Source organism: Mesorhizobium sp. WSM4816 (assembly GCF_055811535.1).
In genome coordinates, this window is the sequence record NZ_JBVVQR010000024.1 from 83,588 (window position 1) to 98,587 (window position 15,000).

The 15,000-nt window shown below is 64.3% G+C and carries 10 protein-coding genes; 4 read left to right on the plus strand and 6 right to left on the minus strand.

Going from position 1 to position 15,000, the window contains the following annotated elements:
- Window positions 1-32: 32 nt before the first annotated feature.
- The 3 genes from AC0L3H_RS22680 to AC0L3H_RS22690 form a co-directional block, all read right to left on the minus strand.
- On the minus strand, window positions 33-1,562 hold the full coding sequence (locus tag AC0L3H_RS22680; protein WP_473586953.1) for an ABC-F family ATP-binding cassette domain-containing protein: 1,530 nt from the start codon (window positions 1,560-1,562) through the stop codon (window positions 33-35).
- Window positions 1,563-1,941: 379 nt separating this feature from the next.
- The gene (gene uvrB, locus AC0L3H_RS22685; RefSeq protein ID WP_473586954.1) at window positions 1,942-5,181 is read right to left on the minus strand and encodes an excinuclease ABC subunit UvrB; all 3,240 of its coding nucleotides are present in this window, start codon (window positions 5,179-5,181) and stop codon (window positions 1,942-1,944) included.
- A 111-nt stretch (window positions 5,182-5,292) separates the two neighbouring features.
- A complete protein-coding gene (locus AC0L3H_RS22690) occupies window positions 5,293-6,543 on the minus strand; it encodes a hypothetical protein (protein WP_473586955.1) in 1,251 nt (416 codons plus the stop codon).
- A gap of 155 nt (window positions 6,544-6,698) precedes the next feature.
- On the opposite strand from AC0L3H_RS22690, the gene AC0L3H_RS22695 reads away from it, so the two are divergent.
- From AC0L3H_RS22695 to AC0L3H_RS22705, 3 genes are all read left to right on the plus strand, one after another.
- Window positions 6,699-7,730, plus strand: coding sequence for a CapA family protein (locus AC0L3H_RS22695; protein ID WP_473586963.1), 1,032 nt, complete (start codon window positions 6,699-6,701; stop codon window positions 7,728-7,730).
- Between the two features lie 309 nt (window positions 7,731-8,039).
- Complete coding sequence (locus AC0L3H_RS22700) at window positions 8,040-8,999, plus strand: hypothetical protein (protein ID WP_473586964.1); 960 nt, start codon at window positions 8,040-8,042, stop codon at window positions 8,997-8,999.
- A 722-nt stretch (window positions 9,000-9,721) separates the two neighbouring features.
- Window positions 9,722-10,660, plus strand: coding sequence for a diacylglycerol/lipid kinase family protein (locus tag AC0L3H_RS22705; protein WP_473586956.1), 939 nt, complete (start codon window positions 9,722-9,724; stop codon window positions 10,658-10,660).
- 153 nt (window positions 10,661-10,813) lie between these two features.
- Here AC0L3H_RS22705 and AC0L3H_RS22710 read toward each other — a convergent pair whose 3' ends face one another.
- The 3 genes from AC0L3H_RS22710 to AC0L3H_RS22720 form a co-directional block, all read right to left on the minus strand.
- Complete coding sequence (locus tag AC0L3H_RS22710) at window positions 10,814-12,025, minus strand: mandelate racemase/muconate lactonizing enzyme family protein (protein WP_473586957.1); 1,212 nt, start codon at window positions 12,023-12,025, stop codon at window positions 10,814-10,816.
- The gene (locus tag AC0L3H_RS22715; RefSeq protein ID WP_473586965.1) at window positions 12,022-13,638 is read right to left on the minus strand and encodes a GMC family oxidoreductase; all 1,617 of its coding nucleotides are present in this window, start codon (window positions 13,636-13,638) and stop codon (window positions 12,022-12,024) included. The genes AC0L3H_RS22710 and AC0L3H_RS22715 overlap by 4 nt, the downstream gene beginning before the upstream one ends.
- 162 nt (window positions 13,639-13,800) lie before the next feature.
- Window positions 13,801-14,373, minus strand: a complete 573-nt coding sequence (locus tag AC0L3H_RS22720; RefSeq protein ID WP_473586958.1) for a GNAT family N-acetyltransferase — start codon at window positions 14,371-14,373, stop codon at window positions 13,801-13,803.
- Between the two features lie 110 nt (window positions 14,374-14,483).
- On the opposite strand from AC0L3H_RS22720, the gene AC0L3H_RS22725 reads away from it, so the two are divergent.
- Window positions 14,484-14,879: an acyl-CoA thioesterase gene (locus AC0L3H_RS22725; RefSeq protein WP_027151084.1), complete on the plus strand. Its 396-nt coding sequence runs from the start codon at window positions 14,484-14,486 to the stop codon at window positions 14,877-14,879.
- Window positions 14,880-15,000 lie beyond the last annotated feature (121 nt).

Here is a 15,000-nt window from a genome sequence, read left to right on the forward strand (position 1 = left end):
GACAGAGCGTCAGATTTTTTTGCCGCGAAGCTTCAACCGCCCGTTTCTGCCACCTCCCGGAAGAAATCTTCCGGGCTGTCGATCTCGGCCAGCCGCCGCTTCTCGATCAGCCAGAAACGGTTGCCGATCGCCCTGATGAAGGAGCGGTCGTGCGATGCCAGCACGCAGCTCGCCTGATGGGCGAGCAATTCGGTTTCCAGCGCTTCCTGGCCGTCGATGTCGAGATGGTTGGTCGGCTCGTCGAGCAGGTAGAAGTTGGGATTGGCAAGCCTGAGCGCCAGGATCATCAGCCGCGCCTTCTGCCCGCCCGACAGCACGCCGATCCTGCGCTCCTGCATGTCGATGCTGACGCCTGCACCGTCCAGTAACGAGCGGGCGCGCTGCTCGCCGACATCGAATTTGCGCGAGAGCATCGCCAGCGGCGTGTCGTCGCCGCTGATGCCCGACAATGCCTGGTCGCTGTAGCCGAGCACCGTCGACGGCGTCACCTTCACGCCTTGTGCTGCCGTCTCCGGCGCGACGACGGCATTTCTGATCAGGCTGATCAGCCGCGACTTGCCGACGCCGTTGCGGCCGAGCAGCACGATGCGGTCGCCTTGGCAGATGTGGCGCTTGCCGGTCCTGAACAGCAGCGTGCCGTCGGGCGTTTCGACCGCCACGTCGTCGATCGTAATCAGCACCTTGGCATGGGTGCCGCGATTGGCGAGCTTTATCGCGCCCGCCGATTTTTCGCGGTGCGCCGGTGCTGCGACCTCTTCGAGGCGCTGGGCGCGCTGGTTGAGCTGCTTGGTCTTGACCGTCAAAAGGTCGCTGCCCGAATTGATGCCGATGTTGTTGAGCTTGGCCGCCTGCCGGCGCAATTGCTGCACCACCTTCATGTCGCGCTGGAATTTGCGCTCGGTCGAGGCGTCGACTTCGCTCAACGCATCGCGTGCCCTGGAATAGGGCAGCGAGAATACCGGCGACTGTTCGGGGCGCAGGAACAGCGTCCGGTTGGTCGTCGCGTCGAGGAATGCCCGGTCGTGGCTGGCGATCACCACCGGCACCTCGCGCGGCAGTGCGTTCAGCCAGGTTTCGAGCTGGCTGATCTTGGCGAGGTCGAGATGGTTGGTCGGCTCGTCGAGAAGCAGGACGTCGGGATCGGTGACCCAGACGCGGGCGATCAGCGCCAGTCTTTGCCAGCCGCCGCTCAAGGCCCGCATCGGCCGCTCGCGCATCGACTGCGGCACGTCGAGTGAATCGAGAACGACATCGACGCGCCATTGCTCGCTTTCGGCCTGCTCGGCCGGCAAGGCGTCCACCACCACCTGCTGAAAACCATGCTCGGCCAGTGCTGCGGGAACGGCTTGCTCGACATAGCCGACGCGCAGGCCGCGCGTGCGGGTGATATCGCCGGATGTCGGCTCCATCTCGCCGGTCAGGCACTTCAGCAACGTGGACTTGCCGCGGCCGTTGGCGGCGACGATGCCGAGCCGGTCGCCGGTGCCGATGCTGAGGTCAAGGTTGGAAAAGAGCGGCGCACTCAACGTGACGCCGAGGGACTTGAGGCTGATCAGGGCCATGTTGGTTTCTCTGGTCTGCCCGGAATAAAGGTCCGGTTCGATGCACTTTGACGGTGCGCAGGCAGGCCAGCAGGCTCGGCGTTGCAGCACCACGAAGGGCAGACCAAGAAAATCGAAGCGGGAGATCCCGGACCGTCTCTGGTCAGCCCTGCAAGCAAGCTCGCAGGGCAGGGACAGGGCCGCGCTGACGGTGGTGGGAAAACAACACGCAGCCCTCCTTTCAAGACGTTCGAGTTATGGAAACTGGCTACACCAGGGGAGGGGCAAATGGCAATGGGGCGTGTAAAAGTAAGCTAAGCGCTGAAGTTGCCAATCTCCCCCCCAAGTGGTCCCCAAGTGGGGGAGATGTCCGGTAGGACAGAGGGGGCGCGAAGGAACGCTACCGCCCCGGCCGGCCGGTCTTGCCGGGACGGCGCTTTTCGCGGCGGGCGTCGCCCGGATCTTCATACGAGCCGATACCACTGCGCTGGCGGACGATTGGCTTCGCGGAATCGTCGTGTTCTTTCGCGCCCCCCTCTGCCCTGCCGGGCATCTCCCCCACACGGGGGGAGATCGGCTGTGGCTTGGCCGGCACTTTTCCCTCAACAGGCTTTTCAGTCCGTCGCACCGTCATTTCGTCGAGCGAGTTCTTCTTGAACAGCGGCTTGGTCGGCTCTCCGGGGATGCCGAAATCGGAGCCGTGCGCCTCTTCGGCCGACTGTTTCTTGAACAGCGAGCGCGACACCGCCCCGGCCGGCGTCGGCATGTCGGTGCCCGGGCCCATGGCGTCGAGCGAGGGTTTGGCGAAGAGCGGCTTCTTGACCGGCACGGCGCCGTCGGCGCCCATCTCGTCGAGCGCGGGCTTGCGGAACAGACCCTTGCCGTAATCATCCACCGTGCGGTGGATGGCGCGGCCCTTGTTGTGCTTGCCCTTTTCGCGGCCCGAAACCGGGCTTTCCATATCGGCATATTTGGCCAGCGGATCGTCGGAGATGGACAGTTCCATCTCGCGCAGCCGCTTGATCTCGTCGCGGATGCGGGCCGCCTTCTCGAAGTCGAGATTGGCGGCGGCGTCGCGCATCTGCTTGTCCATCGCGTCGAGATGGGCTTTCAGATTGTTGCCCATCATTGCGCCGGCGCTGTCGGTGAACTGCGAGATGTCGGCGCGGACGTGGTCCTTTTCGTAGACCGAGTCCAGGATGTCGGAGATGCGCGACTTGACCGATTCCGGGGTGATGCCGTTGGCCGCGTTCCACTCCATCTGCTTTTCGCGCCGGCGGTTGGTCTCGGCCATCGCCCGCTCCATCGAGCCGGTGACCTGGTCGGCGTAGAGGATGACCTTGCCGTCGACGTTTCGGGCGGCACGGCCGATGGTCTGGATCAGCGAGGTTTCGGAGCGCAAAAAACCCTCCTTGTCGGCATCGAGAATGGCGACGAAGCCGCATTCGGGGATGTCGAGGCCTTCGCGCAAAAGGTTGATGCCGACCAGCACGTCGAAGGCGCCGAGGCGCAGGTCGCGCAGGATCTCGATGCGCTCCAGCGTGTCGATGTCGGAGTGCATGTAGCGGACGCGAATGCCCTGCTCGTGCAGATACTCGGTCAGGTCCTCGGCCATGCGCTTGGTCAGCACGGTGACCAGCGTGCGGTAGCCGGCTTTTGTCGTTTCGCGGATTTCGCCGACGACGTCGTCGACCTGGGTCTTGGCCGGGCGCACCTCGACCGGCGGATCGATCAGGCCGGTCGGGCGGATGACCTGCTCGGCAAAGACGCCGCCGGACTGCTCCATCTCCCAGGCGCCGGGCGTCGCCGAAACCGCGACCGAAAGCGGGCGCATCGCGTCCCATTCCTCGAAACGCAGCGGCCGGTTGTCCATGCAGGACGGCAGACGGAAACCGTACTCGGCCAGCGTCGCCTTGCGGCGAAAGTCGCCGCGATACATGCCGCCGATCTGCGGTATGGTGACGTGGCTTTCGTCGATGAAGACCAGCGCATTGTCGGGGATGTACTCGAACAGGGTCGGCGGCGGATCGCCCGGCTGGCGGCCGGTGAGATAGCGCGAATAGTTCTCGATGCCGGCGCAGGAGCCGGTGGCTTCCAGCATCTCGAGGTCGAAGCGGCTGCGCTGCTCCAGCCGCTGCGCCTCGAGCAGGCGTCCGGCGCGCTCGAGTTCGACCAGCCGCTGCTTGAGCTCTTCCTTGATCGACTTGATAGCCTGATTCAAGGTCGGGCGCGGCGTCACATAGTGCGAATTGGCGTAGATCTTGACGCTCTTCAATTCGCCGGTCTTCTGGCCGGTCAGCGGGTCGAACTCGGTGATCGCCTCGATCTCGTCGCCGAACAGCGAAATACGCCAGGCGCGGTCTTCCAAGTGGGCCGGAAAAATCTCGATCGTGTCGCCGCGCACGCGAAACGAGCCGCGGACGAAGTTGATGTCCTGCCGCTTGTACTGCTGGGCGACGAGATCGGCGAGCAGCGCGCGCTGGTCGAGCCGGTCGCCGATCTGCATCTGGAAGGTCATCGCCGTGTAGGTCTCGACCGAGCCGATACCGTAGATGCAGGACACCGAGGCGACGATGATGACGTCGTCGCGCTCCAGCAGCGAGCGCGTCGCCGAATGGCGCATGCGATCGATCTGCTCGTTGATCGACGATTCCTTTTCGATGAAGGTATCCGTCCGCGGCACATAGGCTTCCGGCTGGTAGTAGTCGTAGTAGGAAACGAAATACTCGACGGCATTCTCCGGGAAGAATTTCTTGAACTCGGAATAAAGCTGCGCGGCCAGCGTCTTGTTGGGGGCGAGGATCAAGGCAGGGCGCTGCGTCTCCTCGATCACCTTGGCCATGGTAAAGGTTTTTCCCGAGCCGGTGACGCCGAGCAGCACCTGGGTGCGGTCGTTGTCGTTGACGCCCTCGACAAGGTCCTTGATCGCCGTCGGCTGGTCGCCGGCCGGCTCGAAATCCGACACCATCTTGATGGCGATGCCGCCTTCGGATTTTTCGGGCCGGGCCGGGCGGTGCGGTGTCCACAGCACGCCGTCCTTGTGCAGCGGGTTGCCGGACTCGATCAGCGCCGACAGCGCCGCCACGGTGGCGGTGACGCCGCCGGAGGCCATGGTCTCGGCTTCCTCCAGCGAAACATCGAGGCCGGCAACCGGATTGAGGCCGGCCGCGGTTCGCTCCCGCGCCGAAGCCGCGCCGCCCATGGAGGTGCCGCGCGCCGTGCGGCCAGGGGAAGAGGAGCGTTCAGGGATCTTTTTCGCCTTGGCGACTTCCCTCCCCCTTGAGGGGAGGGTGGCGGCGGAGCCGCCGGGTGGGGTCGGTGCGGCCGGGCTCGACGTGCCCTCATGTTGAGCGCCTCCTTTGCCGACCCCCTCTGTCGCCTTCGGCGACATCTCCCCCTCAAGGGGGGAGACTTGGCGCCCTTCCTTTTCGGCTTCCTGCTCGATCTGCTCGGCCCAATCGGCGATCGAGCCGGTCAGCGGCGTGCCTGAGAATTCGGTCTGCGGCGCCTCGGCAAAGCCGCCCTTGTGCAAGGGCTCCGACGCATCGAGGAAATCGGTCAACGGGCTGCGCCGCTTGGGCGGCGAAGCACGATCGTCACGCGCCGGCGGCGGCGTCTTTTTGTCAGGAAGTTTGGCCATGCCCCGAATATGGGAGGTATCGGCCAAAATGGAAAGAGCGGAGTGGCCAGGGGCGCGAGAGGAAACCAGGCTGCTGACATAAGGGTGTCAGGAGCGATGTCGAACGCGCCCTCAGTTGAACCACAGCGCAAAGGTCAAAAACCCGGCGCCGCCGAACTGGCGCCGGATCTGGTCGAACTCTTCGCTGGTGAGGATCTTTCCGCTGTCGAGATAGGGCGCGATGGCCGGGCCGGTGATCGACAGCACCAGATCGAAGGGCTTTGGCTCGTCGAAAAAGCGCTTCATGTTGATGCCTTTGTCGGCGAAGCGGAAATGCGGCAGCAAGGTGCGGCCTTCGAGCAGGTCCTCGGCCATATCAAGCGCGGCGTGCCAAGCTTGGACCTGCTCCTCGCCGACCTCCAGGCCGGTGAGCGGGCTGGCGCCTTTCTGTTGCGGGCCGGGCAGCCATTCACGGTCGTTGTCGGTCTCGGCGCGGATCGCCTTCCAGTCTTCGCGGGACAGCCGGATCATTTCCATGAGATGGCGGCGCGCCGCGTGGCGGCGCTCCGGCTCGACCACCGGCCAATTGACCAGATGGACCAGCGAGATGAAGTCTGCGATGCGCCACTCGGCCGACCACATGCCGCCGCTCATGCCGCCGTCCGGCGGCACGAGCGTGTCCTGCAGCGGCAGTTTTGCGCGCGGAAACAGCATGTGGAACGAGCCGTCGAAGGCGTTGCTGAAGTCATGCGCCAGCCAGAAATCCGACTGCGCCATCAGGAATTCGGCATAGCCCTGCAGCCAGTAGCCGTCGGCGCGGTCGAAGCGGAAGGTGAGGGCGGGTGCGGCCGGGTCTGGCGCACCGCCGCGTGACAGGGACGCCATGATCGCGGCGGCACTTTCGTCCGGCGCGATCTGGCCGTCCTCGTTGAGGTCGATGCCGAGACGGGTGAGGTCGACCTCGATGCCGATGTCGGCATCGGCAGGCACGGATCCAAGCGTGGCTGCGGACTTTTCCAGCCGATCGCGGAAGGCGACCAGGATGGCGCGGAAGCCGTCGTAGGTCAGTGGCGCGGGATTGGGATTGTCCGGCACCGGCAGCCGCATCAGCGGCAGCATGAACGATTGCGGGCTTTCGAAACCGTGGCGGTGCAGGCCGCCGGCCAGGATCTCCAGCGCGGTGAAGAACTGGCCGGCGCCGGTGGCGTAGGCCGACGCAGGATCAGTGGGCGCAGCGGCTTCCAGCGCAGCAAGCGTGCTGTCGCGGTCGGCTACGGTTTTTGCCTCGAACAGGGCGGCCGGTTCGGGGGCCGCGGCACCGGTGGAAGCAACCGGCAGCAGCAGAAGAAGGGCGGATGCCAGCAGGCTCGAAAATCGCGTCATCTTGGTCCTCCGGTATGCCGTTCGGCGGCAACCATATACGCATCTTGTGTGTTGCGCCTACTGCGGGCTTCTGGCCGCACGATTGCGAACGGAGGCGCTTCGCTATATCGGGCGCATCGTCTACCGTGGCCGTTCATCCCGGTGCAGGGCTGCGCGTGTCGAACTATCCGCTTTCCTACAAATTGTCCTGGCTGCCACGCTTCTTGAAGCCTTCGCTCAGCGGCGATCGCCAAGGCTTTGCGCCAGCGGCAGGAATCATGATCGAGCCGCCACCGGCGCGGACGGTGCGGTTCGCCTTTGTCGGCGATATCTCGGCGGTGGCCAATCGCAGCGCGCCGCAATGCGACCCGGCGATCGCCACGCTGCTCGGCTCCGCCGATCTGGTGATCGGCAATTGCGAAAGCCCGGTGGTGGAGCGACCGAGCGCGGCGATGGGCACGAAGCTTGGCACCCGTCATGCCATGACCGAGCGGTTTCTTGACGAGGCGCTGGCCGCCGTCGGCATCTCGCGCGATAAACTGGTGCTGTCGCTCGCCAACAACCATGCGCTCGACCAGGGCGTCGAGGGTTTTGACGAGACCGTGGCAGCGCTGGAACGGCTTGGCATCCGCAGCATCGGTACCGCGGCCGCCGGTCCGGTCGAACGCGTCGCAGTCGGGCCGCTGACAATAGGCTTCGCCGCCTTCACGCTGTGGCGCAACGCCGGCGCGGCGGCGTTCGCCGGCCGTGTGTCGATGCAAGGCGACCCCGCACGATGGCCGCGCCGCGACGCCGTCGACCTTACCTGCGCCGTGCCACATTGGGATTGGGAATTCCGGCATTTTCCGCAGGCTGAAACGCGGGCGCTGGCCCGGCGTCTGGCCGCGCAGGGCGTCGGGCTGATCGCTGGCCACCATGCCCATGTCGTGCAACCAGTGGAGCGGATCGGCAAGGCGCTCGTCGCCTATGGGCTCGGCGATTTCCTCGGCACCGCCTTTGCGCGCCAGCCATGGCCCGGCCGCATCGGTAGCATCCTGACCGTCGATATCAGCGCCGACGCCGGCACGCGTGGCGCCATTGCCGCCTACCTGCTGCATCCCTTCATGCGGCTGCGCGCCGGCGACCATGAGCGGCTGGTTCCGGTTGAGGCGCTGGAGGACCGAATGCGCAGCAAAGTCGAAGGCCGGTTGACTGCGATTTTTCCGTAGCGCCGTAAGTGAGGGCTAGTCGCACGTTGCTTATCGCAAGTATGGCGCTGCCCCTCATTGTCCTGCCGGACATTTCTCCCCGTAAACGGGGAGAAACACGCCGTCATTTGATGACTTCGCGAATCACAGCCTCGCCGAACGAGCGCCAGCGCAGCGACAGCGGGCTTCTCCCCGTTCACGGGGAGAAGGTGCCGGCAGGCGGATGAGGGGCAGCGCAAACATCTGCTTGAGGAGCGCTGCCTCTCAGTGCTGTAGTCGAGATGTCGATAAAATCGGCTATCATGAGTTTGTTAGGGGCGTGGGATGGCGATGGAAGCAGCGGATTTCATGCCTGATGAAGCTGACATCGCCGGCATCAAGCGCAATCTCGCGGCCTACGAGGCCGAAAGGGCTTCGGCCTACCGGCAAGTCCGCTGGCGGGTGCCGCTGTTCATCGGACTGGTGTTGGTGTTCGTGGCGCTTGTCGCCTGGCTTTTCAACAGGATCGCCGATCCCTACGAGCAATGGCTCTCGACGCCGCATGTGTTGCTCTATGTCGTCGGGTTGGTGGCGGCGATCCTGCTCTATTTCCAGGCGATCAAGCCGACGAGCAGGTTGCAGCACCGCAAGACACTGCTGCCGATCATCTTCGGCTTCATCAGGGACATGCGCTACGAGCATGAGGTGACGCCGAATTCGTTCGACCGGCTGCCGCGCGAGACGATCGGCACGTTCAACACCAAACGCTTCGACGACATCGTCTCCGGCCGCTACGAGGGATTTCCGTTCGAGCTTTACGAAGCCGATCTCCGGCAAGGCACCGGCGGCACGATAGCATTCAACGGGATCGTCGTTGCCTTCGGGACCATGGTGCCGTTCCCCGGCATATTGGTGGCGGCGCGCCGGACTGAGTTGGCCGTCGGGTTCTTCCGCGGCATGTTCGCCAGCAAGATGCAGGAATTGTCATGCGGCGTGCCCGAGCTCGATGCCGCCTACGACTTCCGCAGCGACAACATCGAGGCGGCGCAGCCGCTGGTGAGCGGCCGGCTGGCGCAGGCACTGACATGGCTCAAGGAGACATGGCCTGATGATCCGGCGCGGGTCGCGCTCAATGGCAGCGACGGATTTTTACTCCTGCCGCAGACGAGGAATTTTTTCGAGCTGCCCGATATCTCGGTGCCGCTCGACTACGCCAAGCATGTCGCGCCTATGATATCAGACATGGGGGCGATGCTGGCGACGGCGGCGCTGGTGCGCAAGATCGGCGCAACGGACGCGGCGCCGGGTTAGCCCGAACTTGAGGTCTGCTGCCAGTTTCTGAAAACAACACCAGGAAGCTTCGCTCCGGGCGAACCGCGTGAGACATGCGGTCAAATCGCGAGAGAAGCCCAAAAAACAGTCGGCGCCGGGATTTCTCCCAGCGCCTCCCTGTCAGATCAGGACACGGTCGCGGCAGCAACTTCCGTAAAGACGTCGCGCCATGCCGGCCTTGATGTTGACGGTCCTGCCAGCCACCGCCCGAGGGCAGCGTCCGTTCGGGACCTCGCCAGTCTCCACCCTTGCAAGCTTCGTCCAGCGCGCCATCGAAGGTTTTTGCCGTCCTTCATGGCAGCATCGGTCCGCCGTAGGCGCTCGCACGCTTTCCGCGGCCCCGTAGTCTCGGTCCTCAAAACAGGCAAGCCTGCGTTCGGGGCCGTACGGGCCTCAGGAAATCCGCCGTTTCGCTTTGCCTTTCGACTTGGCAATCGGTAGCCGCCTGAGATGGGATTAATGTACGGGAGATAAGGGTTTGGCGAAACGGCTGCGAGCCTGTGGATAGCGGGATTATCGGGGACCAGCGCCCGCATCGGCGCGTTTATTTTGCCGAGATGCAGGAGGCGGGACACGGCCCTGATCTGCGGTGAGCAGCGAGATCGAGCATTCGGCCCTTGCCCGACACTGCGGCGCGGGCTTCAATGCCGGCGAAGGGTTTTAGGACAGCAGTGTCGTTGCTATCCTATGGGGAGGCATTCTTGAAGGTCGGGGTGGTTCTCAATCCGATTGCCGGCGGCGGCTGGCTCAAGCGGCATTGGCCGGAGGTCAGCGCTTCGCTCAGGAAACATTTCGGCGATTTCGAGCTGCGCGAGACGCAGGCGACCGGCGACGCCGAACGGCTGGCGCTGGTCCTTGCCGCCAGCGGCTTCGACCTGGTGATCGCGGCGGGCGGCGACGGCACCGCCAGCGAAGTCGCCGACGGGCTGCTGCAGGCGTTTGCGGAAAGTGGCCGGACGGCCGAGCTCGGCCTGCTGCCTTGCGGCGCCGGCATCGATTTCGCCCGCGGGCTCGGCCTTTCGGACGAGGTCGACCTGACGCTGAAGCGCATCGCCGAGGCCAAGGCCCGCCGGGTCGATGCCGGCCGCATCTCCTATGTCGACGACCATGGCGCCCTGGCCAGTCGCCATTTCATCAACATCGCCAGCCTCGGCCTGTCGGGCGCCACCGACCGCGCGGTCAACGCCGACAAGCGCAAGGGCAATGTGTCGGCCAAGGCGCTGTTCTACTGGCGCACCGTGTGGGAATTCATGCGCTACCGGTTCCAGGACGTCGTGATCACCGTCGACGACGGCGTCCCGGTCGAGGCGCGCGTCGCGCTGGTGGCGGTGGCCAACGGAAAATTCTTCGGCGCCGGCATGATGATCGCGCCGGATGCCGAACTGGACGACGGCCAGTTCGACATCGTCATCCTGCGCGCTGCTGGCAAGCTGAAACTGATCTGGGATATCCGTCTGCTCTATGGCGGCCGGCATCGCAACCATCCGGCAATCACCATTTTGCGCGGCAGGAAAGTCGTTGTCGAACCGCTCGGCGACGTGCAAAAGAACGGCGCGCTGGTCGACATAGACGGCGAGTCGCCGGGGCGCATACCGGCGACCTTCGAGATCCTGCCCGGCGCGCTGAGGCTGAGGTATTGAATCAAGCTGTTGAGACCTTGGTTCCGGTCGCTTCGATCGTGATTTAGGCGACCAGGCCAACATGCTGGAATCGCTTGACAATTACATGACGGCAGAGCTTGAGCCTGGCCGGGGAACACGTTGACCGATGAAATGGGTAGCTTTTGCGCGCGTTCACGGCGTCAACGGCGTTTGCATCATCTGCAAATGCAGCTCCGTGCCGGTCCAGGGATGCGCTTCGCAGACGGCTTCGTCGAGCTCGGCGCCAAGGCCCGGCTCCTTCGACGGAATGACGTTGCCGTCCTGCCACTCGATCTTCTTCTTCAGCAGTTTTTCGTGAAAACCGTCCCACTGCTTCAGCGATTCCAGGATGAGGAAATTGGGCAAGGTCACGGCAAGCTGGATGTTGGCCGCGCCGACGATCGGCCCGCAATAGCAGTGCGGGGCGATCTGGATGTGATAGGCCTCGGCCATGGCGGCGATCTTCTTGGTTTCGAGAATGCCGCCGGAGCGGCCAAGGTCGGGCTGCAGAATGGTCGCGGCGCGTTTCTCGATGACGCGGGCAAACTCGAACTTGGTCGTCAGCCGTTCGCCGGTGGCGATCGGGATCGACGTGCCGCGCGCCACCTGCGCCATCACTTCGGGCATGTCGGGCGGCACCGGTTCCTCGAACCACAGCGGGTCGTAGGGTTCGATGGCGCGGGCCATGCGCAGCGCGCCCGATGCGGTGAACTGGCCATGCGTGCCAAACAGGATGTCGGCCCTTGTGCCGACCGCCTCGCGGATAGCCTTGATCATGCGGGCGGAGAGATCGATGTCGACGAGGCGCGGCTGGTGACCGTCAAAGGCGGTGTAGGGGCCGGCCGGATCGAGCTTGACGGCATTAAAACCCTGCTCGATATATTCGAGCGCGCATTCGGCCGCCAGGTCGGGGTCGTTGTAGACGTTCTTGCCGCGCGCATCTTCCGAATGGACGCTGCCGCTGTGCGGATAGAGATAGGTATAGGAACGCAGCGTTTCGTTCACCTGGCCGCCGAGCAGCTTGTAGACCGGCTTGCCGGCCTCCTTGCCGATGATGTCCCAGCAGGCGATTTCGAGCGCCGAAAAACAGCCCATGCCGGACACGTCCGGGCGCTGGGTGAAGCCCGACGAATAGGCGCGGCGGAAGAAGTTCTCGATGTCGTGCGGATCGCGGCCGATCAGATAGCGCTCGGCCATATCCTCGATCATCCTCGCGGTGATGTGGGCGGAGAAGGTGGCATTGTAGGCCTCGCCATAGCCGACGACGCCGCCGTCGGTGGTGAGCTTGACGAAGATGAAATACTTGCCGCCGATGCCGGGCGGCGGATTGCCGACAACCCAGGTTTTGACGTCGGTGATTTTCATTTTTGATCCTCCAGAACCAGTTCGGCGCCCTTCCATCCGGTCATGATCGCGGCGGCGTTGGTGTTGCCGGTGATGTTGTCGGGAAAGATCGAGGCGTCGATGACGCGCAAGCCTTCGAGGCCGTGAACTCGCAGGCGTGGGTCGACGACGGCGCGCGCAGCGTCCGGCCCCATGCGGCAGGTCGAGACCGGGTGGTAGACAGTGCCCGAGCGCTTTCTGAAATCCTGGATGACATCCGCGTCGGAGGTGATTGACGGGCCCGGCAACACCTCTTCCTCGATGATCTCGGCCATTGCCGGCATGGCGACGATCTTTCTCAAGAATTTCACCGCCGCCAGCATCTCGGCGACATCAGCCTCGGTCGAAAAGGCGTTGGCGACGATCTTCGGATAATCGCGCGGATTGGCGGAGCGGATCATGATCTCGCCACGGCTCGACGGGCGGCAGTTGGACAGGCCGACGGAAAAGCCCGGCCACGGATCGGGCGTCAGGATCGGGCGCTCGCCGTTCTTCGGAATGACGGTCGAGAATGCCTGGAAATAGAGCTGCATGTTGGGCCGTGCCGCGGCCGGGTCGGTGCGGAAGAAGCCGCCGGCATTGTTCATCGACAGCGACAGCGGGCCGGAGCGCATCAGCATGTATTGCATGCCGACCATGAGCTTGCCCCACCACGGGCGCAGGATCTGGTTGAGCGTCGGCAGCCTGCCCCTGAAGGTGTAGTTGATGCCGACATGGTCCTGCAGGTTTGCCCCGACATTCTCGTTGGCGTGGACGACGGCAATGCCGAGCGTGCCGAGCAGGGCTGACGGGCCGACCCCGGAGAGCTGCAGCAACTGCGGCGAGTTGATCGAGCCGCCCGACAGGATGATCTCGCGGCCGGCGCGGGCGGTTTTCGTCTCACCATTTTGGAGATACTCGATGCCAACGGCGCGCTTGCCCTCGAACAGGATCCTGGTCGCCAGCGCATTGATCTCGACGCGGAGGTTTTTGCGCTTCATCGCCGGGCGCAGGAAGGCGCGGGCGGCCGACATGCGGCGGCCGTTCTTGGTGGTGATCTGATAGATGCCGGCGCCCTCCTGGGCGGCGCCGTTGAAATCCGGGTTGAACGGCAGGCCGGCCTGATTGGCGGCCGCCAGATAGCGCTTGGTCAGCGGATGGACCGAGGTCGAGCAGTCGGTGATATGCAGCGGACCGCCAACCCCGCGCCATTGATCGGCGCCGGCCTGATTGTCCTCCAGCGCCTTGAAGACGGGCAGCAGGTCGTCGAAGGCCCAGCCGGGATTGCCGGCCGCTGCCCAAGCGTCGAAATCCTCGCGCGCGCCCCTAATCCAGACCATAGCGTTGATCGAGCTCGAGCCGCCGAGCAGCCTGCCGCGCGGCCAATGGTCGACATTGCCGGCGAGGCCGGGATCCGGCTCGGTCTTGTAGTTCCAGTTGACGGCCGGGTCGAAGAAGGTCTTGCCGTAGCCGAGCGGCATCTGGACGTAGAAACGCCGGTCGCTGCCGCCGGCCTCGAGCACCAGAACCGAGAAGCGGCCGGAAGCCGACAGTCTTTCGGCCACAACCGAGCCGGCCGAGCCGGAGCCAACAATGATGAAATCATAGGTCTGCATGATGGCTGCGGCCGGCTCCGAATTCTCGCTCAACCTAGACGCCGCAAGCCGCCGCGATCACCGGAGCTTCCGGCATCGCCTGTGAAAAAAGCGACCGGCACTTCATTTGCAGTTGGTGTCCTGCCCGAAGCGGCCTTTGCCGCGTCGCCAAGCGGTCCAGCATTACACGCCATCATCAGCATTTTGCGTGAAATCATAACGCATGATCGGGCGGGCTGGCACCCTGCGGGCGACGACCCTGAACCCGGCGCGAGCGAAGGTGGAGGCGTATCCGCTGCCGGAAGCGCTCGGCGATACGCCGGCATCAAAAGGATAGGCCTCGAGTGCAGGGGCGTTTGCGCGCCTTGCAGCTTGCAGCGCCGCTGCGATCAGGTGGGACGTGATGCCTTGCCGGCGGTATTTTTTTCGCACGTAGAGGCAGGACAAGGACCAGACCGGCGCATCATCCACCCGCTTCAACTGCCACAGCCGATCGAGCCAGGGCACGGCATCGCGGGGTGTCACCTGGCACCAGCCGACAGCAGTAGCGCCGTCGAAAGCGAGTACGCCTGGAGGCGGACCATGCTCGACGGCTTGTCGGAACGCAGCCTTGTTTTCCTCGCCTGGTCGCTTTCGATAACAATTGCCGATCCGCCCGTACATACACCAACAGCGACTGCAGACGGCGCTCTCACCGAACAGCTCCTCGAGCGCGGGCGATAGATCTGATGTCAGAGGGCGAGAGGTAAGTCTCATGTCAGCTGCCTTCCTCAACTCGCTGGTGCGCAGTCTAGCACCTGGCAGCGCGTTGACGCATCGGTGCCATCCCGATACGGGAGAAGATCGATATCGAGGGGATTTGGCGCATGGTGCATTACGCGGACGGGCGGCCGATTGGCGATCTGACGCTCAGGACCTTGGCCATGCCTTCGGACGCCAATGCGGCGGGCGACATTTTTGGCGGCTGGGTGATGGCGCAAATGGATCTGGCCTGCGGCATCCGCGCCGCCGAGCGCGCCAAGGGCCGCGTGGTGACGGCAGCGGTGAAGGAAATGTCGTTCGCCAAGGCGATGAAGATCGGCGACACGCTGTGCATCTATACGCATGTCGAGCGCGTCGGCCGCACCTCGATGACGCTCAAGGTGGAGGCATGGGCGCAGCGCTACCTCTCCGACCTGATGGAGAAGGTCACCCACGCCGACTTCGTCATGGTGGCGCTGGACGGCGAAGGCAAGCCGAAGGCAGTTCCGGCGGAAAGTTGACTTCCCTTCTCCCCTTGTGGCTGACTTCCCTTCTCTCCTTGTAAGGCAGGGCTGTCCGGGGAAAGTTTTGAGTGAATCGAAATGCCACATGTGCATGCCCCGTAAAACGGGGTTTGTCCGT